Origin of the sequence: Eubacterium sp. OM08-24, from assembly GCF_003438075.1 — a bacterium.
Lineage (GTDB): Bacteria > Bacillota > Clostridia > Oscillospirales > Acutalibacteraceae > Ruminococcoides.
Genome location: NZ_QSTA01000003.1, coordinates 115571 through 142222, shown reverse-complemented (window position 1 = coordinate 142222; position 26652 = coordinate 115571). Strand labels below are relative to the sequence as shown.

The 26652-nt window shown below is 38.5% G+C and carries 24 protein-coding genes; 12 read left to right on the top strand and 12 right to left on the bottom strand.

Features of this window, described 5'->3' with window-relative positions; genetic code table 11:
- From DXC23_RS07310 to DXC23_RS12775, 7 genes are all read right to left on the bottom strand, one after another.
- Positions 1-1182: a PilT/PilU family type 4a pilus ATPase gene (locus DXC23_RS07310; protein WP_117705472.1), complete on the bottom strand. Its 1182-nt coding sequence runs from the start codon at positions 1180-1182 to the stop codon at positions 1-3.
- Positions 1183-1194: 12 nt separating this feature from the next.
- Positions 1195-2901, bottom strand: coding sequence for a GspE/PulE family protein (locus DXC23_RS07305; RefSeq protein WP_117705471.1), 1707 nt, complete (start codon positions 2899-2901; stop codon positions 1195-1197).
- A gap of 32 nt (positions 2902-2933) precedes the next feature.
- Positions 2934-3719, bottom strand: coding sequence for an A24 family peptidase (locus DXC23_RS07300; protein ID WP_117705470.1), 786 nt, complete (start codon positions 3717-3719; stop codon positions 2934-2936).
- Positions 3720-3735: 16 nt separating this feature from the next.
- Complete coding sequence (locus DXC23_RS07295; RefSeq protein ID WP_117705469.1) at positions 3736-4347, bottom strand: hypothetical protein; 612 nt, start codon at positions 4345-4347, stop codon at positions 3736-3738.
- Between the two features lie 14 nt (positions 4348-4361).
- A complete protein-coding gene (locus DXC23_RS07290) occupies positions 4362-6089 on the bottom strand; it encodes a hypothetical protein (RefSeq protein WP_117705468.1) in 1728 nt (575 codons plus the stop codon).
- A 286-nt stretch (positions 6090-6375) separates the two neighbouring features.
- Positions 6376-6942 carry a prepilin-type N-terminal cleavage/methylation domain-containing protein gene (locus tag DXC23_RS07285; protein ID WP_117705467.1) on the bottom strand — a complete coding sequence of 189 codons (567 nt, stop codon included), beginning with the start codon at positions 6940-6942 and terminating at the stop codon, positions 6376-6378.
- 215 nt (positions 6943-7157) lie between these two features.
- Entirely contained in the window at positions 7158-7721 is a 564-nt protein-coding gene (locus DXC23_RS12775; protein WP_117705466.1) for a prepilin-type N-terminal cleavage/methylation domain-containing protein, read from the bottom strand.
- A gap of 390 nt (positions 7722-8111) precedes the next feature.
- Here DXC23_RS12775 and pyrE point away from each other — a divergent pair, with 390 nt between their 5' ends.
- From pyrE to DXC23_RS07245, 7 genes are all read left to right on the top strand, one after another.
- The gene (pyrE, locus tag DXC23_RS07275; RefSeq protein ID WP_117705465.1) at positions 8112-8789 is read left to right on the top strand and encodes an orotate phosphoribosyltransferase; all 678 of its coding nucleotides are present in this window, start codon (positions 8112-8114) and stop codon (positions 8787-8789) included.
- A 34-nt stretch (positions 8790-8823) separates the two neighbouring features.
- Complete coding sequence (locus tag DXC23_RS07270) at positions 8824-9513, top strand: JAB domain-containing protein (RefSeq protein ID WP_117705464.1); 690 nt, start codon at positions 8824-8826, stop codon at positions 9511-9513.
- A 14-nt stretch (positions 9514-9527) separates the two neighbouring features.
- Entirely contained in the window at positions 9528-11486 is a 1959-nt protein-coding gene (gene uvrB, locus DXC23_RS07265) for an excinuclease ABC subunit UvrB (RefSeq protein ID WP_117705463.1), read from the top strand.
- Positions 11487-11497: 11 nt separating this feature from the next.
- Complete coding sequence (locus DXC23_RS07260; protein WP_117705462.1) at positions 11498-13483, top strand: toprim domain-containing protein; 1986 nt, start codon at positions 11498-11500, stop codon at positions 13481-13483.
- Between the two features lie 16 nt (positions 13484-13499).
- Positions 13500-15737 carry a DNA topoisomerase (ATP-hydrolyzing) subunit A gene (locus DXC23_RS07255; RefSeq protein WP_117705461.1) on the top strand — a complete coding sequence of 746 codons (2238 nt, stop codon included), beginning with the start codon at positions 13500-13502 and terminating at the stop codon, positions 15735-15737.
- Positions 15738-15889: 152 nt separating this feature from the next.
- Positions 15890-16147, top strand: a complete 258-nt coding sequence (gene secG / locus DXC23_RS07250) for a preprotein translocase subunit SecG (protein ID WP_117705460.1) — start codon at positions 15890-15892, stop codon at positions 16145-16147.
- Between the two features lie 108 nt (positions 16148-16255).
- Positions 16256-16516 (top strand): pro-sigmaK processing inhibitor BofA family protein, encoded by a 261-nt coding sequence (locus tag DXC23_RS07245; RefSeq protein WP_117705459.1) that lies wholly within the window; start codon positions 16256-16258, stop codon positions 16514-16516.
- A gap of 99 nt (positions 16517-16615) precedes the next feature.
- Here the strand turns inward: DXC23_RS07245 and DXC23_RS07240 are convergent, their stop codons facing one another.
- On the bottom strand, positions 16616-16975 hold the full coding sequence (locus DXC23_RS07240; protein WP_117705458.1) for a helix-turn-helix transcriptional regulator: 360 nt from the start codon (positions 16973-16975) through the stop codon (positions 16616-16618).
- Positions 16976-17131: 156 nt separating this feature from the next.
- Between DXC23_RS07240 and DXC23_RS07235 the strand changes: the two genes are divergently transcribed.
- On the top strand, positions 17132-18568 hold the full coding sequence (locus DXC23_RS07235; RefSeq protein WP_117705457.1) for a hypothetical protein: 1437 nt from the start codon (positions 17132-17134) through the stop codon (positions 18566-18568).
- A gap of 124 nt (positions 18569-18692) precedes the next feature.
- Here DXC23_RS07235 and DXC23_RS07230 read toward each other — a convergent pair whose 3' ends face one another.
- Complete coding sequence (locus DXC23_RS07230; RefSeq protein WP_117705456.1) at positions 18693-19286, bottom strand: DUF4364 family protein; 594 nt, start codon at positions 19284-19286, stop codon at positions 18693-18695.
- A 198-nt stretch (positions 19287-19484) separates the two neighbouring features.
- Between DXC23_RS07230 and DXC23_RS07225 the strand changes: the two genes are divergently transcribed.
- Both DXC23_RS07225 and DXC23_RS07220 read left to right on the top strand, forming a co-directional pair.
- Positions 19485-20207, top strand: a complete 723-nt coding sequence (locus tag DXC23_RS07225) for a helix-turn-helix domain-containing protein (protein ID WP_347474787.1) — start codon at positions 19485-19487, stop codon at positions 20205-20207.
- Positions 20208-20289: 82 nt separating this feature from the next.
- A complete protein-coding gene (locus DXC23_RS07220; protein ID WP_117705454.1) occupies positions 20290-22239 on the top strand; it encodes a hypothetical protein in 1950 nt (649 codons plus the stop codon).
- Between the two features lie 204 nt (positions 22240-22443).
- Here DXC23_RS07220 and DXC23_RS07210 read toward each other — a convergent pair whose 3' ends face one another.
- From DXC23_RS07210 to DXC23_RS07200, 3 genes are all read right to left on the bottom strand, one after another.
- Positions 22444-23637: a site-specific integrase gene (locus DXC23_RS07210; protein ID WP_021361840.1), complete on the bottom strand. Its 1194-nt coding sequence runs from the start codon at positions 23635-23637 to the stop codon at positions 22444-22446.
- Positions 23638-23715: 78 nt separating this feature from the next.
- On the bottom strand, positions 23716-23922 hold the full coding sequence (locus DXC23_RS07205; protein WP_002341493.1) for an excisionase: 207 nt from the start codon (positions 23920-23922) through the stop codon (positions 23716-23718).
- Positions 23915-25057 carry an XRE family transcriptional regulator gene (locus tag DXC23_RS07200; RefSeq protein WP_117705453.1) on the bottom strand — a complete coding sequence of 381 codons (1143 nt, stop codon included), beginning with the start codon at positions 25055-25057 and terminating at the stop codon, positions 23915-23917. Before DXC23_RS07200 ends, DXC23_RS07205 begins: the two co-directional genes overlap by 8 nt.
- A gap of 526 nt (positions 25058-25583) precedes the next feature.
- Here DXC23_RS07200 and DXC23_RS07195 point away from each other — a divergent pair.
- Positions 25584-26204 carry a helix-turn-helix transcriptional regulator gene (locus DXC23_RS07195; RefSeq protein ID WP_009242236.1) on the top strand — a complete coding sequence of 207 codons (621 nt, stop codon included), beginning with the start codon at positions 25584-25586 and terminating at the stop codon, positions 26202-26204.
- A 234-nt stretch (positions 26205-26438) separates the two neighbouring features.
- Positions 26439-26594, top strand: coding sequence for a hypothetical protein (locus DXC23_RS07190; RefSeq protein ID WP_158552490.1), 156 nt, complete (start codon positions 26439-26441; stop codon positions 26592-26594).
- Positions 26595-26652 lie beyond the last annotated feature (58 nt).

Sequence of the window (26652 nt, the reverse complement as noted above, 5' to 3'; positions counted from 1 at the left end):
TTACCTCCTGTTAAGATAAGCGTTTGTGCTGTTTTGCGGGAGATTAGAATACTGTGGCATTGGAGCTGTCAACTGCTGCGGTGTTTGCTGTGGTATTCCCGGTACGCCCGGCTGCGGAGAATTGTTGCCGCCTGTAAGTGCTGCGTTATCAGCCACATCGTAACTGTACTTGTCGGCAGTTTCTTTTGAAATAAGTCCTCTTTTGAGAAGGTTTTCGATACTTAACTTTCTTGTAATCATACCTGTCTGCTGGTTCAAAGAAATCATCTGTTCAATCTGCGGAATCTTATCTTCGCGGATAAGGTTAGCGATAGCAGTATTAACAAACATAATTTCAAATGCGCCGATACGGCCCGGACGGTCTGATCTTGGAAGCAAACGCTGTGAAATTACTGCCTTAAGTGTGGTTGAAAGCTGGTTGAGTGCCTGTTTCTGCCTTTCAACAGGGAACATATCTATAAGACGGTCGATTGTTTTTGCGGCACTCTCTGTATGAAGTGTTGAAAAAACAAGGTGGCCTGTTTCTGCTGCACGAAGAGCGATTGACATTGACTCAAGGTCACGAATCTCACCCATGAGGATAATATCAGGGTCTTCACGAAGTGCCGATTTAAGTGCTGACGAGTAAGTTTCACTGTCTTGGCCGACTTCTCTCTGGTTAATAATACATTTTGCAGGGGAGTGCATATACTCAACAGGGTCTTCAATTGTGATAATGTGCAGTTCTTCTCGATGGTTAATTTCATTGATAAGAGCTGCAAGTGTTGTTGACTTACCGCTACCGGTAGGACCTGTTACAAGTACAAGACCTTCCTGCAGGTTAAGAATTTTTGCAATAGACTGCGGCAAATTTAAATCGCCGAGTTTTGGAGGATTCAATTTGATTACACGCATTACAAGCGTCGCACCGTGGCGCTGCTTGAATGCATTAACTCTGAATCGTGCGAGGTTTCCAAACTGATAAGCCGAGTCGATATCGCCTGTGTTGCAGAACTTAAGGTAATCGGCAGGCTCAAGAACCTCGTCAATATACTTCATAACTGTGTCCTCGTCAAGAATCTCTGTGCCTTTGTAGCTCATAATTTTACCGTTTTTACGGTAAGAAGGCAAGTTATTGCTTGCAAGGTGAATATCAGACGCACCGTTTTCAACGGCAAATCTGACCATCTCATCAAATTCCATAAAACTTACTCCTTAATCTTCCTGATAGATTTCTGATACAGTGTCAATGAATGTATCAAATGATATAATACCGTCATACAACAGCTTTTTAAGGTTATCACGAAGTGAAATCATACCCTCTTCTCTTGCTATTGTGTCAATTTCATCTGTGGTTTTACCGAGATGAATGGCATTTTTAATTGCTCTTGAAACAGGCATAACCTCGTGAACGGCAATTCTTCCCTTATAACCTATGTTGTTACAAGCAGGGCACTGACCCGGTTTGTAAAGTGTGAGTTGCTTGGTGATAGGGAGTCCGAGAAGTCTAAGCTCGTCATCTGTTGCATCATATGCTTGCTTACACTCCGGGCAAAGTCTTCTTACAAGCTTTTGGGCAATAACGCCGAGCATAGAAGAAGATACCATATAAGGTTCAACACCCATATCAATAAGTCGGACAACCGAGCTGGCTGCGTTATATGTATGGATTGTTGAAAGTACAAGGTGACCTGTGATAGCGGCTCTTGCTGCGATATCTGCGGTTTCCTGGTCACGAATCTCACCGATCATAATAATATCAGGGTCCTGACGGAGGATAGAACGAAGAACGCTTGCAAATGTAAGTCCTGCTTTTTCATTGATATTAACCTGTGTAGCACCCGGCAAAACCATTTCGACAGGGTTTTCAACTGTTACAATGTTTTTGTCTTCGGTGTTAAGAGATGAAAGAGCAGCGTAAAGTGTGGTTGACTTACCTGAACCTGTTGCACCCGAAAGAAGAATGATACCACGGCTTGATGTCAAAAGCTGGTCGAATTTCTCAAGGTTTTCGGGGAGAAAACCGATGTTCTTTTTATCAAGCTTCATACCGAGTGCGGTTGTAATTCTGATTACGATTTTTTCGCCATAAACACAAGGAAGAGAAGATACACGCATATCAATTTTTTGATTATTGATATTATAGTGAATTCTACCGTCCTGCGGAATTCTTTTTTCCGCAATGTTCATACCGCTGATAAATTTAATACGGCTCGTTACAGAGGGAGCAAGCTCCTTGCTTGAGTCCATATATTTAATAAGTTTACCGTCAATACGGAAACGAATTACCAATTTCTTTTCCTGAGGCTCAAGGTGAATATCGGATACACGCTGTCTTACAGCCTCGGCTATCATATTGTTTACAAATTTAATGATAGGCTGATCTTCAACATCTTCCTGATCTTCGGTAGATACCGTGTCCTCGGATTTTTTCATCTGGCTCTGTACAAATTCCTGAGCCTCGTCTATTACCGCTTCTTTGTCCGACACACTGAAAATTTCGTCAAGTTTGATTTTAAGTTGTGTAGGAGTACATATAGCGGTTTTTATTTTTCTTTTTGTATAGTTGTTGAGAGTATAAATTGCTTTATAATCAAGCGGATTTGTCATGGCAATCAAGAGATAATTGCCTTCAATGGTAAGCGGCATAACGCCGAGGTCTTCCATCATCTGCTCCGGAATGAGCTGGGCTACATCGTCTGATACGTAGTAGGAAGTAAGGTCAACAAGCGGCAAATGCATTTTCTTTGCCATAATGTCATAAATCTGCTCCTCTGTGACAACGCCTTCTTTTATCAACGCACGTTCAAGAGTAAGAGTATTGTCTTCCATATAAAGCATTTCAATACGCTTTAATGTTTTTAAACTTACTATACCGCTTTTAACGAGATCGTCACTCAAGTTAAAAACAGAGTTCTTCATATATGATCATCCTTTCACGGGAATTGACAAGATTAATAGCTAAGGCTGAAAAGACCGAAGTAAAGGTCTAAACCGTAGTTAATTACATTGACTAAGAACAAACTGCAAAGTGAACCGATGCAGAGAAATGGGCCAAAGGGGAAATAGCTTGAAACTTCGTTTTTTGAAAATATTTTTTTGATAAGCAAAAATATTATATAAAGGAAAGCTATAAATACGGCGATTAAAAGTCCTGAAAATACCATAGGAAAACCAAGGCAAGCACCAAGTGCAAGCATAAGTTTTACATCGCCGAAGCCCATTCCGTTCTTTTTGAGAATTACAATAGAAAATAAATTTATAAGCATAAGCGAACCGCCGCCGCATACAGCACCAAGCGGAATACTCCACCATTCTTTAATAAAGATTTGCTGCGTGAAAAGGTCGGTTATTGCAAGCGCAACACAAAGCACTGCAAGTGCAATTGTGAATTGGTCGGGAATAATTGTATATTTAAAGTCACTCATAGCTATGAGGAGCATTGTAATCGAAATTAATAAAAAGAAAATCGTGTAATAAGAATAGCCGAAAAACGCAAAGATGCCTAAGTTAAATATAGCAAACAAAGCGGAAGTGTAAATTCCGCTTTGTTTGAAAATATACCTTGTGCCAAAAAGACTTTCGTCCGGCTCTTCATCATAGTCGCACAGCCATTTTGCAGGCACGACATTCATAAGCCTGTATGCGAGCATACAGAGTACAACTGACAGCATTAAAATTACTGCGAGAGTTATATAGGTTGAAATTTGTGAAAAGTCGATTGGAAGTAAATTAGCCATAGTAAAGTCCTTATAATTATGTAGTTGGTTCTGTTGAATCGGTAGAATCTGTATTATTTACAGCTTGCTTTGTTGTGTCAAAGTAGTAAAGTGTTACATTAAATGAAGTAGCATATTCTTTGCTGTCTTCAATTTCTGACATTGAAAGCGAATCAATAAAGTAGCAGCCTTTTGATTCCTGCTCAAGATAATGGATAAGCTGTAAAGTTTTATCCTTTGTGCCGTTATAGCTGAATGTAAGGTTTGTGTAGTAAAGCGGAATGCCGCCCATAGATGTTCTGCCCTGTGCGTCCTGCACGCCTTCACCACGGGTAAGTGATGACATATCAATACCGAGGTCGGCAAAAATATCCTGCAAATCCTTAACGGATGACTTAGCGTCAATATAGAGGTTTTCCTGATTTTCATTATACTGCTTTGTCATTTCGTCAATTTTGGTTTCGACACTTGTCTGATTTGCAAGTACATCGTCGCAGTCGGCAATTTTTGCTGTGATAGTAGCATGGTCATCATTATACTTAGAAAGGTTAGTGAATGTCGGCATTACAAGTGCAAGCAAAATAATTACAAATACTATGAGAAGTGCAACAAACACAATAATCGGTACCGGTATTTTAGTCTTTTTCATTTTTGTTTCCTCCCTTAGTTTTCGCTGTTGTTTTCAGTATCACTTGCAGTTTTACTTGATTGTGACTGAGTTATGTCTGTTGTAAGCTGAGCTGTAAGACTGTACTGACTGGTTTCTGTATTTGTAGAAACCGAGAAGTTTTCGCTCATAGAGAAGAAACCGTTGTCTTTAATGTTGTTCTGTAAATCAATAAAGGTAGGGAAGTCTTTAATAAGTCCGTTTACCGGAATGCTGTAGGTTTCGTTGCCGTCGTTTGCGTGAGTTATACTGTAGTTTGTAAAAGTATCCATTTTATCTACAACCTGGTCATCAAGCTCATTAATTACATCTTCACAATAAAGCTGTGTTCTCGGTAAAAGCTCGGCATCCTGTGTCTGATTTGCCAAAGACTGGGTAATGTCATCTCTTTGTTGAATAAGAGTTTTTGCATAGTCGTACTTTGTATCGTTATAAATCATATTATCTACAACGCTTCTGCCAAAATAGAAACCAAAGAAAGCAAGTCCCGCAACACAGAGTAGGCCAAGACCGACACAGCCTGCTTTTGCAGCTTTTGCACTGTCATCAAGTGTTTTAGCCTGTTGAGCCTTTAGTCCGTAAATAAGGTTGTTCTCAAATACTGTACCGCAGTTCATAAGTTCGTTCATAAGGAAGTATGAACCGTTTTTGTAGAAGTCATCTCTTGCCTTAAGCGACGGTTCCGGAATTACCGAGCCTGTATTGAATGTATCAGATACAAGCATAACCTCGCCTGCAAGTCCAAAACCTACAAAATAGTTGCGGATGTGAGGAATGTAAGCCAAGAAGTCACTTAAGAACAACTGGTCAATGCTGATGTTGAGCGACATTGTAACAAGGCGAACATTGCGGACGATATCATCTATAAGGTTTTCTGCAATATCGTCAATCTTTCTTTTTGAAGACGCATTTCTGCATTCATTTTTAAATCCGTATCCGGCGGTACGCAGGTAATCAATAGCGGCAGCCGTGCTCAAATCTCTGTCTTCTTCAATTACCTGTAAAATTTCATCTACAGGGGATGTAAATTCGTGACAGTAGAGAGGCACACCGTTTTTGGCGATAAAAACTCTGACTGCCGAATAGTCCATACTGATGAGAGCTACGGTTTTGTTAAAGCTGTAGATTGTCTTTTGAGCAGCATAAATCATTGCCGTCTCTGACGGGATAATCTTGATAAGATTCAGAGAGAAAGACTTAAATCCTGCAACAAGGTCATCCGCAAGTGCTTTCGGCATTGCAAAAGCCTTAGATGTGATTTCTTCGCTGACTTCTTTTGTTTTGTATGCGGAGTAATCTTTGTAGATTACCGAGAAGTCGGAAACCGCCTCGCCGACAAAATCTCTGATTCTGTCAATTGCAAGTCCCTCAATGATTTTTTTGGCACCTCTGATATGCTGATACTCCTGACAGGTAAGGTCGTAGCTTTCTACCATAAGAATAACATCACGAACCTCACTGTGGTTCATTGTGCTTAGTCCGTCTTTTACAAGACGGGCGAGTAAAGCAGGGTCTTCCCATACGGAGCTTTTGTCTTTTAATACAGCCTTGTCAACAGGAATAATAAGAGGGGAGGAGAAAGAGTAGGCTTTCTTTTCGTTAGGGTCAGCCTGTTTTTTACTGTTACCTTTATTTGCAGTGCCGTTAGCAGCTGCCTCGCCTACAGTTTCGCAGGCTGTTATGCAAAGGTATCTTTTGGCAATCTGCACCAGTACATAATTCATATTTAATACACCACCTGAAAATTTATGCTTGTTTAAGCTTATCAAAACCGTTAAAAAATTTTAAACCGATTTGATTATAAAATTACTTTAAAGAATAAATTAAAATAATTTTATAATCAAACAGGGTGAATCAGGGCATATCCCCTAAAAGTTATTAACAATACACAAAAATTGAGTTTAATACACCGAAAAACCTATATACATTTCAAAAGGCTCGCACTCGGCGAGCCTTTTGCTTGTATGTTGTCGGTCATCAGCAAAACCGAGATATTACAATGTATTAAAATTAGTCACCAGCCTGCTGTGTTACTTTTAAGTTCTTAAGGTCAGTTGTAACAACCGAAATTTTACCATCTTGAGCTGTTGTAGTAAGTGCGATAACAGAGTGACTGCTGATATCGTTAGAGTCTTTACCGATTGTTGACTTTTTATCAGCTGCAGCAAAATAAACTTTCTCATCAGTAGCATCGTATACGCAGTTGTAATCAGTACCATCAATTGTGTACTTCTGAGCAGCAGCAGAAGTAATCTTCTTAGCCCCAAGTACATCAGCAACAGTAAGGTCATTCTTAGAAGCCTTATGACCGTTAGTTGAATTTACGAAGATTGAATCATCGCCGGCAGCTGTAGCAGCCTTAGCTTCTTTGATAGCTGTTTCAATTGTCTGAGCGTTTGACTGAGCTGAGCTGATCTGTGATGACTTGATTGTTGATGCTACTACAGGAATAGCGATAGCTGCGAGTACTGCAAGGATTGCAATAACTACTACGAGTTCTACGAGTGTAAAACCCTTTTTGCTGTTCTTCTTAACTTCTTCGATTTTTGCAGTTTTTACTGCCTGAATTTCGTTCATTGTTTTTACCTCTCTTTTTAATAATAATTTGTGAGCCGTTTTGTGGAAACTGCAACGACGGTTGCTGATATGATTTTGCGTTACCGTTCCCTTTAAACAAGTTTATTATATAACATTTTTGCAAGTCTTGCAATATATTTTTACCAAAAAAAGTTAAAAAACGCATTTTTATAACATTGCACAAACTTTACTGCGTTAAATTGTTAAATGTGCCGTTAATTTTTTCTGTTTGAAAGATTTAGAGTTGTAATATTTCCGTCTTTTATACACCCTTTTGTTTGGTCGTAAAGAGCAATAGCCTCATCGGGTAATTTTGTACCGTCAATGGTTGTGTCGTTTGCATCAAATTTGCTGTCATTATTTGAATCGGCTGCAAAATACACCTTGCTTTTACAGATAACAGGATAATACGGTGTGCCAAAAAGATGTTCGGGCTTAATAATCCGCTCAAGTTTATTAGCGGCTACAACTTCAGAAATTTGTATAGTATTTGTGCTTGCATGGATATATATTGTGTTATCTGCACCCGCAACAGCCGCATCGGCCTCTTTAAAGGCATATTCTATGGTGTTTGCGTTGGTTTTTGCTTTGCTTACAACAGATGACGTAGTAGTAGATGCAACTATCGGTATAGCTATAGCTGCGAGAATAGCTATTATGGCAATTACCACTACGAGTTCTACCAATGTAAAGCCTTTTTTGCTTTTGATTTTTTTTGCAGGAACTAACGATTTAAATCGCACACTTATGCGTGAATTTGGTGTTCTTTTTTCTTTCATTTTTCTCCCTCATTCAAAATATAATATTTTGCAAAATATTATTACAACAAATATTGTACACTGAAAGTAAAAATAATGCAAGTGCATTTTTATAGTTTTTATGCCGTTTTTTTTATTAATTTGTTGAAAATAATAATACCCTTGATTTATTAAAAAACAGTACCGATTGTAAAACTTTTTTAATAATTTTGTTGATATATTGCTTAAAAGACAGTTTAATTTAATTATATATTAAACACGGATTTTCGTAAAAATTCTCTATACTATTTATATAGGGATTTTTTTAACGGTTAAATAACGGTTAAATTTTCGTTTTATCATTTACAAAACCGAACATATGTGGTATGATGTTAAATGTTAAATTATGTATTTTTATCGGAGGATTTTACTATGGACGCTTATAAAAAGGAATTTATTGAATTTATGGTTGATTGCCAGGTGCTTAAATTTGGCGATTTCGTAACAAAAAGCGGCAGAAAGACACCGTTTTTCGTAAACACAGGCTTTTACAGAACAGGCGCACAGCTTAGAAAGCTCGGCGGCTACTATGCAGAGGCTATCAAAGAGAAATTCGGTCTTGACTTTGATGTTCTCTTCGGACCTGCCTACAAGGGTATTCCGCTTTCTGTTGCCGCTACTATTGCTATCAGCGAAAAGTACGATACAGATATTCGCTACTGCTCAAACCGTAAAGAGGTTAAGGACCATGGCGACAAGGGCATTTTGCTCGGCAGTCCTATAAATGACGGCGACAAGGTAGTTATTATCGAAGATGTTACTACAGCCGGTACTTCTATTGAGGAAACTCTCCCGATTATCAAGGCACAGGGCAATGTTGACCCTATCGGTCTTGTTGTATCTGTTGACAGAATGGAGAGAGGCAAGGGCACAAAGAGTGCGCTTTCTGAAATTGAAGAGAAATACGGCTTAAAAACAACCGCAATCGTTACCATGGCAGAGGTTGTTGAGCACCTTTACAATAAGGAATACAAGGGCAAAGTTATTATTGACGACAAGCTCAAGGCTGCAATTGACGCGTACTATGAGCAGTACGGTGTAAAAGAATAATTACTTAACAGAAATTTAATCGGAGGTGAATGGCGTGGCAAATGAGCATACAGGACACCGTGACCGTGTTCGCAAAAAGTTTCTTGAAAACGGCTTTGACGGCTTTGAACCGCACGAGGTGCTTGAAATGTGCCTTTTCTATGCCATTCCCAGAAAAGATACAAATGCGCTTGCACACCGTTTGCTCGACAGGTATTTAACCGTTGCGGGTGTGTGCGACGCACCTGTTGACGAGCTTATGCGTGAATTTTCACTTTCGCAGTCTTGTGCGGTTTTTCTGAAAATGCTGCCCGAGTTTTCGAGAGTGTATAAAGAATCAAAAACGGAAAATCATAATGTCATCGAGCTTGAACATCTCGGAGAAATGTTTATAAATAAGTTTATAGGCAGAACAAACGAGGCAGTTGCGCTTATGCTCGGAGATGCAAAGGGCAGAATGATTTTCTTTGACATTATTGCCAAAGGTTCGCTAAGTTCGTCGGATGTTCCGCTTAGAAAAATCGTTGACCTTGCGCTAAGGCACAACGCAAAGACCGCTTTTTTAGGACACAATCATCCGAGCGGCTCGGCATTGCCCTCGCAAAGCGATCTGACTTCTACAAAAATTATAAGACGAACTCTTGACAGCATAGGAGTAAACCTTGTTGACCATTATATTGTGACGGAGTTTGACTATGTTTCCCTGCGTGAAAGTGAAATGTCGGGAAGTATTTTTTTATTGTAATAAGGTTTGATTTTATGGAATTTAAACTGAAATCCAAATATAAGCCTACGGGTGACCAACCTGCTGCGATTGACGAGCTTGTAAACAGCATTGAATCGGGCAACAGGGAGCAGACTTTGCTCGGTGTAACGGGTTCGGGTAAAACCTTTACTATGGCTAATATAATAGAAAGAACGCAAAGACCAACCCTTGTGCTCGCTCACAACAAAACCCTTGCGGCTCAGCTTTGCAGTGAGTTTAAGGAGTTTTTCCCCGACAATGCGGTGGAATACTTTGTGTCTTATTACGATTACTATCAGCCTGAGGCTTACATTGCAAATACAGATACTTATATAGAAAAGGACAGCGCTGTAAATGATGAAATAGATAAGCTCAGGCACAGCGCTACTCTTGCGCTTTCCGAAAGGCGAGATGTAATTATAGTAGCCTCGGTTTCGTGCATTTACAGCTTGGGCGACCCGATTGATTACCGAAATATGGTAATATCCCTGCGCCCCGGTATGGAAAAAAGCCGAGATGACCTTGTGAAAAAACTCGTTGAACTGCAATATGAGCGCAACGATGTTAATTTTATAAGAAATAAGTTCAGAGTAAGGGGAGATGTGGTCGAAATTTTTCCTGCCGCATCTAACGATTCTATTATAAGAGTAGAATTTTTCGGTGATGAAATCGACCGTATCTCAGAGATAAATCCGCTTACGGGCGAACTAAAGGCTGTTTTGCGCCATGCGGCAATTTACCCCGCGTCACACTACATTGTATCTAAGGATAAAATGGCAACCGCACTCAAAGAAATTGACCGTGAACTTGAGGAAAGACTTGCGTATTTTCGTGAGAACGGAAAATTGCTTGAGGCACAGAGAATTGAACAGCGCACACGCTATGATATGGAGATGCTGCAGGAGATTGGCTTTTGTACGGGCATTGAGAACTATTCGAGAATTTTGTCGGGCAGAAAACCCGGTTCTTCGCCGTTTACTTTGCTTGACTATTTTCCCGAGGATTTCCTGCTCTTTGTTGATGAGTCGCATGTTACTTTGCCGCAGGTAAGAGGAATGTACGCTGGCGACCACGCACGAAAGAAAAATCTTATTGATTACGGCTTTCGTCTGCCGTCTGCTTTTGACAACAGACCGCTTAATTTTGATGAATTTTATGACAGGATAAATCAGGTGGTATTTGTCAGCGCAACTCCGGGCGATTTGGAGCTTGAAAAATCACAAACGGTTGCAGAACAGATTATCAGACCGACAGGACTTCTTGACCCGGAAATTTCGGTAAGACCTACCGAGGGACAGCTTGATGATCTTGTTTCTGAAATTAATATAAGGGTGAGCAAAAAGCAGAGGGTGCTTATTACAACTCTTACCAAGAAAATGGCTGAGGATTTGACAGCATACCTTGAAACAATGGGCATAAAGGTAAGGTATATGCACCACGATATTGACACAGTAGAGCGTATGGAAATTGTCAGAGATTTGCGCCTCGGCGAATTTGATGTGCTTGTGGGAATTAACCTCTTGCGAGAGGGTTTGGATATTCCCGAAGTGTCGCTTGTGGCAGTGCTTGACGCCGACAAAGAGGGATTTTTGCGTAGTGAGCGCTCGCTCATTCAGATTTGCGGCCGTGCCGCGCGAAACAGCGAGGGCACTGTAATAATGTATGCCGACAGTGTAACCGATTCTATGCGCAAGGCGATTACCGAAACCGAACGCAGAAGAAAAATTCAGCAGGCATACAACAAGGAACACGGCATTACGCCGACCACTATTGTTAAAAAAGTCAGTGAAATTCTTGAAATTTCTACACATACAGATGATGAATTTAAATCGGCTAAAAAGCTGAACAAGGCTCAAAAGCAACAGCTTATCGAGAGCCTTACTAAGGAAATGAAAGCTGCCGCAAAGCTGCTTGAATTTGAACACGCCGCATATCTGCGTGACAAAATCAAAAAGCTGCGTGGCGATAAATGAGGATTGATTAAATGGCTAAAACCAAAGCAGTTGAATACGGTGATTCAAGTATTTCTGCCCTTAAAGGTGCAGACAGAGTGCGAAAAAGACCGGCGGTTATTTTTGGCTCTGACGGTATTGACGGCTGTCAACATTCAGTTTTTGAAATTCTTTCTAACTCTATTGACGAGGCGAGAGAGGGCTACGGAAAAAAAATTACCGTAACGAGATTTTCCGACGGTTCTATCGAGGTAGAAGACCACGGCAGAGGTATTCCCGTTGACTTTAACGAAAAAGAAAATGAGTTTAACTGGAAACTTGTTTTCTGCGAAATGTATGCGGGCGGCAAGTATAATAACAACGAGGGCGAAAGCTATGAGTTTTCGCTCGGTATGAACGGTCTTGGACTTTGCTCAACTCAGTACAGCTCAGAGTATATGGATGTTGATATTCGCCGTGGCGGCACTCGCTATACTCTGCATTTTGAAAAGGGCGAAAATGTAGGCGGACTTAAAAAAGAGCCGTACAATAAAAAGGATACAGGTACAAAAATCCGTTGGAAACCTGACCTTGAGGTATTTACCGACATTGACATTCAGCCTGAATATTTCCTTGACATAATGAAAAGACAGGCTATTGTCAACGCAGGCGTTGAATTTATATTCAGAAATCAGAACGGCAAGGGCTTTGATACCACAACCTATTGCTATGTAAACGGCATTGAAGACCATGTGGCTGAGGTTATCGGCGAGAACGGCTTTACCTCTGTTCAGCATTGGACAACCGAGGTAAAAACAAGGGATCGTGACGATAAGCCTGAGTATAAGTGTAAGATTGATGTTGCGGTTGCTTTTTCAAATCAGACAAGACTTACCGAGTATTACCACAACTCAAGCTGGCTTGAGCATGGCGGTGCGCCCGACAAGGCGGTAAGAACCGCTTTCCTTTATCAAATAGATAATTACTTAAAGACCAACAATAAATATAATAAATCCGAGAGCAAAATAAAATTTGACGATATTGAGGACTGCCTTGTGTGCGTAATTTCTTCGTTTTCGAGCGTATCTTCGTATGAAAACCAGACTAAAAAGTCAGTTACAAATAAGGGTATTCAGGACGCAATGACTGCGTTTTTAAAGCAAAGTCTTGAGGTGTATTTTATTGAAAATCCGCTTGAGGCGGACAAAATTGCACAGCAGGTGCTTGTAAACAAGCGCAGTAGAGAGAACGCCGAGAAAACCCGTCTTAACATAAAGAAAAAGCTTTCGGGCAGTCTTGATATGACAAACAGAGTAGCAAAATTTGTTGACTGCCGAAGTAAAAATGCAGATGACAGAGAGCTATTTATAGTAGAGGGTGACTCTGCTCTCGGTGCTTGTAAGCAGGCAAGAAACCCTGATTTTCAGGCGATTATGCCTATCAGAGGTAAAATACTTAACTGCCTAAAGGCTGACTATGACAAAATTTTTAAGAGCGAAATCATTACAGATTTGCTTAGAGTGCTCGGCTGCGGTGTTGAGGTAAAGTCAAAGGCCAATAAAAACTTGAGCGAATTTGACCTTAACGCACTGCGTTGGAATAAAGTTATTCTCTGTACCGATGCCGATGTTGACGGATTTCAGATCAGAACATTGCTTTTGACAATGCTGTACAGACTTACTCCTACGCTAATAAACGAGGGAAAAGTCTTTATTGCGGAATCACCGCTTTATGAGATTACAGCTAAAAATGATGTGTACTTTGCGTATGACGAGGCGGAGAAAGATAAGTTTATTGCGGAAATCGGCAAAGAGAAATTCACAATTCAGCGTTCAAAAGGTCTTGGTGAAAACGAGCCTGATATGATGAACCTTACAACTATGAATCCTGCTACTCGCAGACTTATAAAGGTTATGCCGACAGACGCTGAAAAAACAGCGGAAATTTTTGATATTCTGCTCGGTGACAATCTTCAGGGCAGAAAAGATTACATTGTGGCTCATGGTAACGAGTACATTGACAATCTTGATGTAAGCTGACGGGAGGTGCGAATTTATGGCAAAAAGAAGAAGAACACAGCCTGCCGCAACTGGAAAAACACACGGTGTTATCAACGGTGCGGGTGAAGTTGTAGAACAGAACATTGACTCTACAATCAGAGAAAACTATATGCCTTACGCAATGAGCGTTATTCTTTCCCGTGCTATTCCGGAGATTGACGGATTTAAACCATCGCACAGAAAGCTGCTTTATACAATGTATAAAATGGGACTTTTAAATGGTGCAAGAACAAAATCAGCCAATATTGTCGGTGCAACTATGAAACTTAATCCGCACGGCGATTCGGCGATTTATGACACTATGGTGCGACTTTCGAGAGGCTACGAAGCGCTTTTACATCCTTATGTGGATTCAAAGGGTAACTTCGGTAAATTCTACAGCCGTGATATGGCATGGGCGGCATCAAGATATACAGAGGCAAAACTTGACAAAATCTGTAACGAGCTTTTTCGTGATATAGATAAAGATACCGTAGACTTTGTTGATAACTACGATAATACAATGAAAGAGCCGTCGCTGTTGCCTGTTGCTTTTCCGTCCGTACTTGTAAACACAAATACGGGTATTGCGGTAGGTATGGCATCAAATATCTGTTCTTTCAATTTGAAGGAAATTTGCGAAACAACGGCGGCGCTTATTCGTGACCCGGACCATGATGTTATGCAGACATTGCCTGCGCCCGATTTTATCGGCGGCTGTCAGATTATATATGACGAAAGTGCATTGCGCCAGGTTTATGAAACAGGCAAGGGCGGTATAAAGCTCAGGGCAAGGTATGAATACGATAAATCGGCAAACTGTATTGATGTGCTTTCAATTCCGAGCACCACAACCTGTGAGGTTATTATCGAAAAGATTATTGACCTTGTAAAAACAGGTAAAATCAAGGATATTGCCGATGTTCGAGATGAAACGGGTATTGACGGACTCAAGATTACCATTGATCTCAAGCGTGGAGCAGATCCCGACAAGCTGATGGCTAAGCTGTACCGCTTTACAACGCTTGAAGATTCATTCTCGTGCAACTTTAATGTGCTTATCGGCGGTGTGCCGAGAGTGCTCGGCGTAAAGGCATTGCTCGAAGAGTGGATTGCATTTAGAATTGAGTGCGTAAGGCGCAGAACATATTTTGACAGAAATAAAAAAGCCGAAAAGCTCCACCTTTTAAAAGGTCTTTCGGCAATTTTGCTTGATATTGACAAGGCTGTTAAAATTGTAAGAGAAACCGATGAGGAATCCGAGGTTGTACCAAACCTTATGATCGGCTTTGGCATTGACGAGGTGCAGGCTGAATATGTAGCCGAAATCAAACTTCGTCATCTTAACAGGGAATACATTTTAAAGAGAACGGCAGAAATTGAGGCACTCGAAAAAGAAATTGCCGACCTTGACGAAATTCTCAAGAGCAAGACAAGAATTAAGACTATAATTGTTAAAGAGCTTAAAGAGATTGCCGAAAAGTACGGTCAGCCACGAAAGAGTATCATTATCTACGAGGATACCGTAAGCTATACAGAAGAAAAGGATGATGTGCCCGATTATCCTGTTAATATTTTCTTTACAAAAGAGGGATATTTCAAGAAGATTACTCCGCAGTCGCTTAGGATGAGCAGTAATCATAAGCTCAAAGACGGAGATGAAATTGTCCAGAATTGTGAGTTCTCAAACAACGGTGAATTGCTGTTCTTTACCGACAAATGTCAGGTTTATAAGGCAAAGGCGGCGGATTTCACCGATACAAAGGCAAGCGCTCTCGGCGAGTATGTACCGGCAAAGTTGGGTATGGACGAGGGCGAAAACGCAGTGTATATGGTAGCCACAAAGGATTACAAGGGAATGCTGATGTTTGCTTTTGAAAACGGCAAGCTCGCTAAAGTTCCGCTTGAGGCTTATCAAACAAAGACAAACCGCAAAAAACTTACGGGCGCTTATTCCGATAAATCACCGCTTGCGGGAATGGTATTCTTTACAGAGGATAAAGAATTTTTGTTGAAAGCGTCATCAGGCAGAATGTTGCTTATTCATTCGGGTGCAATTAATCTGAAAACAACCCGTTCAACTCAGGGTGTGGCAGTTATGAAACTTAAAAAAGGTCATAGACTTTTTGAGATTTCAGAGTATGTTGAGGGTACTTTTGCAAAGCCGCAGAGGTACAGAACAAAGACCTTGCCGACACTCGGCGCTATGCCGGCAAACGAGGATTCAACAGATGAACAGCTGACGCTGATTTGATAGTATTTTTCATATTTAGAAATAAACTAAAAAAGTTGAGAAATTTTCAAAAAAATCTTGCAAAAGCTATAATTTTATGTTAATATAAATTAGTTAGTTTTTGTATTTAGAACTTATTATACATTTTATATTATAGAAAGGAACGGTATAATATGGGCGTTTGGGGTATTGTTCTTGGTTCAGTGCTTATCGTAGCAGCCATCGCAATTATCATCGTAATTATTCTTCAGCAGGGTAACCAGCAGGGTATCGGCGTTGTTTCAGGTGCGGCTGACTCTTATTTCTCAAAAAATAAGGCTCGCTCAATTGACGCAAAACTTGCTCGTTTTACAAAGTTTTTTGCTGCAGTTTTCGTAATTATTGTAATTGCACTTAATGTACTTGCTTATTTTGTCGGAAGCAGTTTCTGATTAAGCTTGTAATATTTTCAAAATTTCAAACATAATTATAGACCGTAGGTTAGTCCTGCGGTCTATTTTTGTTTTAAGGTATTGTTAATGCTAAAGGAGCTGTGAATTATGCCTTTGTGGGGAATAGGATTAATGTTTTTCGGTGCATTTTTGCTGTTTGCACTCGCCCATTACATAAGCAAAAGCAAGCACCCGTTTAAAAGAAGTTTGCTTTCAATGGCAGTAGGAATTTTAACGCTTGTTGCGGTAAATCTGAGCGGCTCGGTTACAGGCGTGTACCTGCCGATAAGCCTTGTGTCGGTGTGCGTTTCAGCCTTTGGCGGAGTGCCGGGAGTAACACTTATGCTTGGACTGAATTTGTTTTTTTAAATTAATTTCTGTTTATTTTATTATCTTTCAAAAGCCTTGCAAAATCAATTAGCAAGGCTTTTTCTGCAATATATAAAAATAAGCCACTGTTGCGGTGACTTATGAATTTAAAAATTCGACTAAAAGCATACTTAGTATTTTTTGCTGTCTGTTTGACAATTCTTTGCCTTTAAGGTTGCAGTCGCTAAATTCTTCATAGAGCAGTTTCATTATATTTGACTGCGTTTCGTTTAGGTTGTTAATGTAGAGTGCATCTTTCTTTTCTATGCCAACCAAGTAGTCGAGAGAAACATTGAACACATTTGAAATTGAGATTAAAACTTCGAGCGGAGGAAATTTGATGTTGTTTTCGTAATTGCTTATGACAGGCTTGCTTCTTCCGACTCGTCTGCCCAACTCTTCTTGTGACATATTTCTTGATTCTCGTAATTGTCTTATTCTTAAACCAAAGTCAAACATATAATTCACCTCAAAAAGTTTTTGATAAAAATATTTTAAAACACTTGCGTTTTGTAATCGAAAACTGTATAATACAATTGTTAGCAAAACGAAAATTTTTAATATTTAAAGTTTACTTTTAGAAAACAGTTTGAGCTTTATGAGGAGGAATATTTTATGAAAAAATTTATTTCAGGCATTTTGATTGCGGCTATGCTGACTTCGGTCTTGTGTGCCTGTAATAACGGTGAAAATCAATCAGACACTTCACAGTCAGAGAATAGTGCGAATTCGTCACAACAAACCGTGACAACAGAGGCTATGGCAACACAGATTACAACACAACCTGCAACAGAACCAAATTATGAGAATACAAACTATGTTGCACCGATTCCGCAGAAAAATCAAAAGTATAAATTTGAAGAAATTTTGCTAGATGAGGCGGCAACCTCAAGCGGATATTCAATGTCGGACAGTAATTTTAGAATATCTGAGATATATGAGAATGGAGAATATTTGGTTGTGAATGTTATGTATTCAAATTATAATTCCACCTCAAATTTTTGTGCATACAATGTTATATTTGATTTGGAAGGTAATATGGTTGCCAATCTTTCTAATATCTCACTTAATGAGGGATATGGAAAAAGCGGACAAATATGTGGAATATACGGTGATTGTATTATAATTAAATTCGATACTCCGATTCGTAGTGAGGAGAAATTTGCCTTATACAATTTGAAAACAAAAGAATTAAAGTACATAGATTCAGAATACAGTTCACCTAAAATAGATAACGGTGTAATTATTTTCGGTAAAAATGAAGAAAATTTATATAAATATGGCGCATTAGATTTAGATTTAAATGAAATTATACCTGCTGAATATGATGAACTTTATCTTGCGTCACCAAAATTAATTATAGCAAAAAAAGGCGAAAAATATGGACTTATTGATTATAACAATAAAACTGTTACAGATTTTAATTACAAAAAAATTATTAATTTTGCCGGTTACGCAAGTGATGATTATTTTAAATATTGGGGACAAATTGATTTTGAAAAAAATATAAACAAGTATACAGTTGCGTTAGATGAGAACGACAAAGTTGTTTTGATTGATAAAAACGGGAAAGTTTTTGATGTAAATTTAGAAATATCAGAGTACAATTTAGGCGATGGACGAGTAGTTGCACAATATAATGATAAAACATATATTAAAAATAGAGAAATTGTTACGGATACTGACGGTAATATAATAACAGATGCAGCGTTAAGAGGAGAGCTTTTTCCGTCTGGTTTTGTAAACGGATATTGTATTACAAAGGATAATAACGGAGTTTATAATTTAATTGATAACAAAGGAAAAAATTTTTACACAAACTCTGCCGATAATTATGAAATAAGCAGATTTTATTCGGTAGATCAGAACGGTTTATTTGAGGTTGTTTATAATTTAAAAAATAATGATGAAAAGGTAAAAACGGAAATTTTAGATTTATCCGGAAATGTAGCTTATACAATTGAAGATAAATATATTTCTCCAATCGGAAAGGGTATGTTCAAACAATTAAAAAATGAAAGTTACAAGGTTTACAAAGTAATAGCAGAATGAGGCTATTTAAGCAAAAATCAATTGTAAAAACAAATATATTCTATATATAAAAATACCGACTCGCATTAAAATTGCAAGTCGGTATCTTGTTTCTTAATATTAATCTTATCAATTGCTTTTATAATCATAAAAGACTTTCGAGTGCCTCACACACGCTTTCCTTATTCTGAGTAAGCATAGCGAGAATTACCTTATAAAAATTGGTTGGATTATCGTAAAAATTCTTTTTTATAATCTGAGCCTGCGGCATATCGGGTGCAAAAATCGAAAAGCTGAGCAAATCGAGATTTCCGCCTGAAATTTTGCAGTTTACATTGTAACCCATATCAGTTTTAACGATTTCTACGCTGTTTTCACGCTCTTTTTTCTTTTGCGCAAGCAGGTTTATTGCGCAGTCATACGCCTTTTCTTTTACAGTGTAGGCAAGTATGGTGTCGAGCTGATTTGCAATCATAACGCCGTTTTCACTGACAGTGTAGGTTTTAACATCTCCGTCAGTACCTTTTTCAATTATATTTCCCTTTTCAATAAGATCGTCAAAGCACGAGCTTGTTTCAAAGTAATTTGCAAGGCTTTCCTCACATATTGAGTCAACAATAATTTCTTTGCTGACGGGTTCTTTAATTGAATTTAAAAGATAGCATATCAGAATACGGATTTCGTATTTGCTCCTCATTCCGCCCGGGACAATACCCTCGTCAAATGTATCAAAAGCCAAAATATTCACCTAATTTCATTTAGTATTAATTTAATTATAGCATATAAAAGTTAAAATGTGTAGGAATTTTTTTAAAATATAGCATAAGTTAAAAAATACTATAAAAAATTGCAAGAAAATTAAAATTTTTATTGATTTTTCTGATATGATGTGATACAATGATGTAAATTAGGATACAACCCAAATATATATTAATTAATAGGAGGTGATATTACGGCAAATAAATATGATATTGCGGCAACCAAAAATGCGATACTCTCTGCTTGCGTCAAACTTTTTATTGAGAAAGGCTACAATAATACGACAATGGTAGATATACTCACAACTGCCGGAGTTTCGGCAGGCTCTTTTCATAACATATTTCGTACTAAAGACGGCGTACTTTTAGATCTTACACAGTTTATGTTTACAAATCAATTTAATATAGCTGAGATATTTCTCGGTGAAAATACAGATCTGCTTATGGTTTATGCGCTTGAGACAGCTATTCAGCTTGCTATTTCAGAATTGAATGAGAATATAAGACAGATTTATATTGAAGCATATACTTATAGCAAGTCGCTGGCTTTCATTAACCGAAAAACTGCTGAAAAATTATCTGTTATTTTCAAAAATACTATGCCCGGTTATACGGAAGCAGATTTTTATGAAATTGAAATAGGAACATCAGGAATGATGCGTAGTTTCATGATAAAAAAGTGCGATATGTATTTTACGCTTGAACGGAAAATAAAGAGATTTTTATCCATGAGTCTTACAATTTTTTGCGTGACCGAGAGTATAAGAGACAACATTATTAACGCAATTTTGCAACAGGATATTCGCAAAATTGCAGATAGTGTTATTCAAAAATTATTCGCTGAACTTTCAATGCACTATGACTTTACTCTCCCTGAAATTAGAAAAATGAATAATAAATAGCATTATCAAGTACTATTTAGCGCACCCCCAAAAAGGCAAAATTTATTTTATTTAATATTTAAATTGAAAGCGAGGAAACACTATGAAAAAACGGTTTTTGAGTTTTATACTTATTCTTAGTATGTTTATAACTGTTTTGCCAACACAGGTAATGGCAAAGGAAGAAAATGATGTTGATATGGATACATCTTACAGCAATGGTACAGCCAATAGTGCTCTTGCCAGTGATGCTATTACTTCTCTATTTCAAACCGCAATAAAAACCCTTGCCAATAAAACAGGTACGAAAATCGGAGATTGGGCTTCACAACAGTTTTTTAGTCTGATTTTCGGTACAGAGGAAAGTGATACGCAAAAAATACTTCAGGCAATAGATGAGGTTAATGAAAAACAGGACGAGATATTAAAAGATTTAGATGATATTAAAGAGATGCTTAAGAAGCAGTCAACTATTAATGAAATATCAGATATGATGAAAAATTCATCAGGTTCATTGTTTACTTTGACATGCGAATATATGGAAGCTCTTAAGGTGATCGAACCGGGTTATGAGGAACAGGGTCGTAAGGATGTACTTATATGGAATATGGGAGATGATCCAGGAGGAGATCCTTCACAACTGAATACGGCACACGCTGCTTATGACACTTTGGTTTTGACTTTTGGAAATCGCCTGCTTGATATTAATACGCTTCTCGATGGTGACGATCGTAGATCTCTGGATCTTATGAATAAGTATGATTTACAAGTAAATAAATGGGAACATCAGGGATATGAGATGAGAGAAAATTATTGGAACTCTCTAATGAATTTATATATAACATCTGCAAGTCTCATGAAAACTTCTCTGATAGCTCGAATGGAGGAATATAAAAAGTATTTACCAAACAGTCGTGCTAATTTCCTTGAAGGTGTTATGACACTTCTTGAAAAGCAATTGGAGAAGATTGTTCAATTAGCTGATGAAACTGCAGTTAAGCGACTTGACAGTAATATTCGTCATTATCAGAAGCCTGGGCATGATGTTTATATGTATACATCTACTGTTAAGCAAGATATTTCAAATCTGATAAAAACAGCTTACATTTACAATTATAAAAGTGAGGCTGAAAATAAAGTTAATAAATTTTGGGTACCGATGTATACTGTTCAGTCAGGTTCGCTAAAAGGCAAGGTGGGGTTGAATGCTCAGGAATATCAAATGATATATGACGATTATAATCCAAAGGGTTCAAAAAACGAGGTATCTATGTATGATATTTTCTTTGGCAAAGAAAACGGAAACCTTACGCCTCCTTCTGGCATTAGTAGCAATCCACTGTTTGTGTCAAGTAGCGTTTGGACAAAAACATTGTCAAGTAAAAGGTATTGGTTTGGCGGCGGAAAAGATTGGTATTATTATGTTTGTTGCTCATTATTTGAAGGAAATAACGGTAAGCATTATACTTGGAACAAAGGTGCACAGCATGACCAGGGAAAAAATCTTGTAAATGATATTTATACCGTTATGTCATATTATGCCGATGTTGAAACAAACATTTTCAGACATTTGCCTGATGAAGATCAAAACAGACTTGTTATGGTAGTATCTGCAAAGGAAAACCTTAATCAATCTCCTACTCTTGATAATCACGAGGTTGTTGATAGTTGGAAATATGACGAAGAAAAGCATTGGAAAGAATGTGAGGACGGTGATATAGTATCTCCCGAAGATCACAGTCTTAATTGGATAACAGATAGACAGCCGACAAGTGATGTAGTCGGACTAAAGCATCAGGAGTGTTCAGTGTGTGGTTATAAAGGAGAAACAGTGGAAAGTTCGGTTATAAACAGTAGTGAAACTGTTGAACCAACCAAAGTAGTTAAAAAAAATACTTCTCAAGCTACAATTGATACAGTTAAAAAAGTGCAAAATGATGTGCCTAATACAGGTTATAACGGTAACTGTAATATTTGGTTTGCATTGTTGACAATTACGGGTGCATTAATTATTTCTACCGGTTGCAGAAAGCAAAAAAATAATAAAGATTAACAAGCACTAACATATTACGGCTTACAGATTTATTGATAAATTATATATGTCTTTTTGACTATCTTTTTATATCTCCTTAAATGTCCGCAAAGCCTTATTTTATAGGCTCTACGGGCATTTTGCTTTTGTGGTAAACCTCACATATCTAGGTCTATCTTCTTATATTTTCGCTATCAAGCGTGGTTAAAATCGTGGTAAATACTTCTATGCGATTAGACGCTGAACCTCTGATTTTGCGGTATCTATGGACGCATGAGCGTACCAGTTCATTGTGATACTAATGTTTGAATGTCCCATGATATACTGTAAATCTTTTGGGTTCATGTTCTTGCTTGCCAGTCTTGTGCAGAATGTATGGCGTAGCGTATGCGGTGTGATATGTGGCAAGGGATTGTCCTTGTGGTGCTTGTTATATTTCTTTACCATACGGACAAATAAGGCGTTGTAATCAATCGCAACTTTGGGCTTGCCTTTATGATTGACAAATAAGAAATTGCTCTGTCCGTCTATCACAAATGGTTCTGCCTTTGGGCGTTTCTTCATAACCCGTTGAAATGCCTGTATTGTTTCTCTACTTAATGGCACTTGTCTTATTCCGCTTTTCGTCTTAGGCGTTTCAATATAATAGCCCTGTTCCTTGCTCTTTAGTAACTGGTGGTCGATAATTACAACTTCATTCTTGAAATCAATATCAGCTACTGTCAGTCCGCACAGTTCCGAGATACGAAGTCCAGTCTTTAACAGTATCAGCACATCATCATAATGCTTGTGATACACATTGTCTGTCTTGATAAATGAGAGTAAGGCTTGTTCCTGTTCCTCTGTCAATGCGACTTTCTCTTTGGTATCATTTTCTAGGACTTCACTTAACTTAAAATCAAAAGGGTTCTTCCTTACACAATCGTCTTGTATGGCGATATAGAATGACGCTTTTAACGAGCGTTTATGGTTGTTAATGGTGTTATAGGAAAAGCCTTTATCTTTCATGCGTAACGCCCATTCCTTAGCGTCAGAGGGTTTTATCGCATCAATGCTCCTAGCACCCAACTTGTCCTCTTTCAATAACCGCATGAGTTGTTCCCGTTGTTTTTGTGTGCTTTTCTTCACATTCGCCCTCTGTAAGTTCTGTTTGGCATAGAGTTGGCAAAGCGTCATTTTCTTGCCTGTGCTGTCGATACCGTCCTCAATATCCCGTCTTATCTGCTGTTCCAGTTCACGAAGTGAGGGTTTTTCCCGTTTTTCCTTTGGTGTCGGGTCTGTGGGTGTCAATCTCCAAGCATACACATATTTTGTGTTTCCAAATGCGTCTACATATTTATATAAGTATTTCCCGTCTGTTCGTTGGCTCTCTCCAGTATGCAGGATACGTCCTTTACTATCCCGTCTTTTTTCTTTCATGGTGTCTGCTCCTTTCCTTGTTGGAAAGAGCCTTGATATGACTTGTGTTCATCATAACACATACAAGGCTCATTTGCATTAGATTGCGTCCAATTTGTCAATAACCTGTTCAAACTGTCGGCGTTTAATCTGTATGCGGTTGCCATTCATAATGAGCCAGCCAGCGTCCTTGTTTTCCTCTGCTAAGCGTCTTAACTTGTTTTCTCCGATACGGAAATACTTTGACGCTTCTTCAATGGTAAGGGTATATTTTTCCCATACGGGAATATCCTGTGCATTACTCATAAAACACCCCCTCACTTTCGATTACATCTGCTATATCCGTACACATCTGTTCTACAAGCATTTCCTGTTTTTCGGAAAGGTTGGTACATTCATCAATCATTTTCATGTAGTTTGAGCCTGTCAGCCTGTCGATTTCCTCTATCATCACGATTGACGGCATGACCTGTCTTTCCAGCCATTGCAGAGTGCGTTCCATATTGACAGGTACGGGGTTCATTTCAAAAGGTAAACTGTCATGGGAAATGAATATCTCCCACAGCGGATAATCGGGAAATTGCACAAAATCAGTAATAAGGTAAAACACCAACCCATGAGGGTTATATGTCAATAACAATTCCTCAACTGCCTGTACTGCCTTTTTATCACGCAGACGAATTTCAAAACGGTTGATAATATCCGTATGTTTCTTTTTGGTTGCCTGTTCCTTTTGTTTTTCATACAGGCAGAAATATTTTGTGCTTGCCTTTGAGCCGATATAAAGGGTACTTGCTAAATTACGGTTTTTTCCGCTTAGTTTTCCACCTTGTACATTTTCATAGTTTTTACAGCGACAATCCGCACCGCCATTTTTGTATTTTTCAGACAAAACGAGAATATCCAGCAGACCGCACATATCATTGATTGCCAAGTCAAAACGTCGGATAACACCGCCACAGTCAAGACAGCGGTTTAAAAATGAATACCAATCCCTGTTCTGTGCCTGTAAGACATATTCCATGTTGCGTGAGCCTGCCCCTTTTAATTCTAAAAATACACCCATGTGTTCATCATCAGAAGCCATGACCTTGATTTCCCCGTAGGCATAATGCTCCTTATAGCCATAATACCCATAGTCATAATGGATAAAATAGTCCGCTTTCATGCCAAGCACCTTTCGGATAACTTCTAATGCGTCAGTCGTTGGAAAACGGACAGACAGATAATCAACGAGCAGATAAAAAGGCTTATCACAGACATAGTAATTCAGACAACGCAGGATAATGTTCTGTGTTTCTTTACTTGCGTTGGCTTTTCCGTTCTCAAAGCGGTTGATACTATATCTTGATACATGGGTAAGACTTGCAAGTTCTCCTTGTGAAAGACCGCTTGCAAGACGTTTGTTCTTCATTTCAAGTGCAAATTCTAAATTGTTCATTGTATTCCTCCAATCCCACAACAGCCTTGAAATACCTGTAAACCACTATTCAAAAGAATGTGAAATTACTATCTTCTTAAAACTTCTCATTACTACTCACAGGTTTGGGGTTGTATGGTTTTTGACTTGTCTTTTGTGAAATAGTGCCCCCCTGTTAGATAACGGGGGCACAGTCAAGGCTCGCAGGCTCGCCAGCCGACAAAGCATTTCTTCCCCTTGACACAAGGTGTCATGGCGGTAAGCCTGAGAGGCTTCCGCCACCGTGTCAGAAATACTTTGTCAGCAAGTCCTGTTTTGCCTTTTCTAACAAGTTCCATTTCAACCAATATTCATATCTACGGGTTTAATCAGATGGGTATTTCTTTTTGAATGTTTTTGTATTTCATGCTATTGTGCTTATTCACTCACAATAGCATAGTAATTCTTATATGCTTATTTGTCAATATCTTTTTTTGTCTTTACAAATCATATTAAGCATGATAGACTTATAACAGTGAAGATATAACGAGATATGGAGGGTTGTGCAATGAAAATAAGCCATTTAGGAAATAATATACAGACCATAAGAAAATTTAGGGGAATGAAACAACAGGAACTTGCGGACAAAATCGGTATCAATATGCAGAGCCTTTCCAAGATTGAAAGAGGGTTGAACTATCCTGCTTATGAAACGCTGGAAAAGATAATGGAAGTGCTGGACGTAACGCCGAATGAATTATTATCGGGAGAATGGAAGTATGTCAATCAGTCTGAAAAAGAAGTCTGTCAGTTTTTAAGAACAGAAGAACGTCTAAATGCAGAACTGAAACACGGACACTATGATAACTTCTTTGACAGCGAGGAAGAATGGCTGGAATATGAGTTGGAAAAGTTACGGGAATACATTACAGACTATATCAACGGGAAAAGCATTGAAGCGTCCGACCTTTACCCAATCAAAGAATTTATCCAGCATTTGAAGTTTCAAAAATTACTAGACCGCTATGATGATTTATACAGTATGGATATGTTTGGGGAAAGCATAGAGGGACATAAATATAGGACACCTTATCAAGTCGTGAAAATGATAAATCCGAACTCAAAAGAGGATATGGAACTGTTACGGGAAGTATTAAGGAATAACCATTTTGATGATGAGGACGAGTAATCTTTTTCCTCTTGCGAGAAGATACAGCAAACAAAAAGCCCGATCAAGAGTGCAAAGCACCACCAATGGTGGCAAGCTCTTGACAGGGCTTTTTCTTTTCTGTTGTGGGTACTCAAGAGGAAAAAAGGAAAAGTGTGATGTCTCAATTTTTTTATCTTGCACGCATAAAAAGATTGAAAGAGGTGTTTGTTTCCAGTATAATGTTTTTTGTATAGAAGCAAGGATTGAATTTTTTTGAAAGAAAGGGTTGACAGTCATGTTCACACATTGTTACGCTTGCGACAGACAGACAGACAGACAGACAGACAGACAGACAGACAGACAAGTAAATTCTGCCCTTTTTTCAATTCTATCAATAATAAACAGAACGCACAGATTATCCAGTTATAAGGGGGAGTTTGTGCGTTTTTCTATGCAAAGAATTTATGAAAAATAAGGAGTGAACAAA